Origin of the sequence: Falsiroseomonas sp. E2-1-a20, from assembly GCF_051433195.1 — a bacterium.
In the GTDB taxonomy this organism is placed as follows: domain Bacteria; phylum Pseudomonadota; class Alphaproteobacteria; order Acetobacterales; family Acetobacteraceae; genus Falsiroseomonas.
In genome coordinates, this window is record NZ_JBHMFT010000143.1 from 1 (window position 1) to 1,471 (window position 1,471).

Below are 1,471 nucleotides of genomic sequence, written 5' to 3' on the forward strand. Positions count from 1 at the left end.
CTAACGCGGCATGACCGCACCCCGACCCGCAGCCAACGCCCGCAAGCCCTGGACCGAGGCCGATGACGCAGCGCTCCGGCGGCTGGCCGAGATGAACACGCCGCCGAAGCTGATCGCCGAACAGTTAGGGCGCTCGCTTGTTTCCGTGCAGGAGCGAGCCACCCGGCTCCGGATTGGTATTCCGGAAGGAACACGCCGGCGTCGCATGGACGCGGAGCGGTCGTAGCCGGGCGCTCCGACAGCCCAGACAAGAAAGGCCCCGGCATGGGATGCCAGGGCCAGTTCAGGGGAGCTTCAGGATAGACCCCTCGCGCCTCCGGTGCCGCGCGGTTCAATGCAGGGGTTTGCATACAATTGCACCCTGAGGCATATCGCGGAGGTTCCCGGTCGGCGAGCGTTACGCCGGCTCTGAATGCGCCGGGGGCGGGCGGTCCCGTCCGCCCGTTCCCGCTGCGCCGGCCTTGGCTCCGGTCGCCGCCGGTTCCACCTCGCCCTGATCTGGCCGGTGGTGAGAACGCCCCATTACCGCGCCTGAGACGGCGCTGCCTTGGGCTACGCGTTCTCGACCACCGGCAAGGACGGCCGTAGGTGGGTGGGACCTGCCGAGCGGGATGGATGCCGCTGTTCCGCGATCCGCTGATGGTCGCGCAGCAGGGCCAGACTGGCTTCCATGGTCCGCAGCACCCGCATCCCCATCGCCGCGGCCTCGTGCTGCTGGTTGGCCACCCTGTCCGCCACGATTTTCCGTTGCCGGACCAGCTTGGCCTCCGCCGCGACGATCCGGGTCTCGATGGTGACCTCGGCGGTGCTCTCCATGGCGTCCGATCCCTTGTCCGTTGCGCTATTAAACCAACGCCGGGAAAGCGGAGGCGGCATGGCGGGGCTGGGGCGAGTTTGCGGCACCTCGCGTTAGTTATGTCCGATAAACTTCCCTTATCGGACACTGTTTTGGGGCGCAACCGGGGCCGGGGAGGGGGGTCTGGCGGTTTATTCGGCTTGTTTTACTTCAAAGCCGGTCTAAGGTAACCCATATCGCGCAACCCTCTGAAAGGGACGCCTTTTGATGCCCGCCGACGCCGCGCTGCTCCGCGCCCTGGCCCGCGCCGCCGCCGCCTTGGCCCGGCTCGACCAGGCCAGCGCCCAGCACAAGCTGCTTCCGGCGCTGCTGCACCGCGCCCGGCTCGACGCCGTGCGCCGCCAGGCCGCGGTCGACGGTTTCCTGATCGACCCCTGGCACCTCGCCGCCCTGACCGAGGGCCTGCGGCCGCGCCGCCTGGCCGGCGCCCAGAGCCTCGCCGAGGCCGGCGGGGTGTTCGAGGCCGGCCGCGCCGCGCTGGCGCTGCACCGCTGGCTCACCGCGCCGGATTCTCGGGACGAAGCCGAGGTCCAGGCGGCGTTTCGGGCGCTGCAGGCCAGCACCGCGACCGGCGTGGCGCTGCTCGACGCCGCCGCCGCCGCCTGGCACTGGCTT

The 1,471-nt window shown here is 70.2% G+C and carries 1 protein-coding gene and 1 pseudogene; one reads left to right on the forward strand and one right to left on the reverse strand.

Going from position 1 to position 1,471, the window contains the following annotated elements; genetic code table 11:
- Positions 1–552 precede the first annotated feature (552 nt).
- Complete coding sequence (locus ACFHPP_RS30980; protein ID WP_437167073.1) at positions 553–816, reverse strand: hypothetical protein; 264 nt, start codon at positions 814–816, stop codon at positions 553–555.
- Positions 817–1,063: 247 nt separating this feature from the next.
- Here ACFHPP_RS30980 and ACFHPP_RS30985 point away from each other — a divergent pair.
- Positions 1,064–1,471: pseudogene (locus tag ACFHPP_RS30985) on the forward strand (hypothetical protein); the annotation flags it as partial.

Excerpts from the sequence above, each read along its gene's own strand:
- ACFHPP_RS30980 (WP_437167073.1), bottom strand. The coding sequence starts at position 816 with ATGGAGAGCACCGCCGAGGTCACCATCGAGACCCGGATCGTCGCGGCG.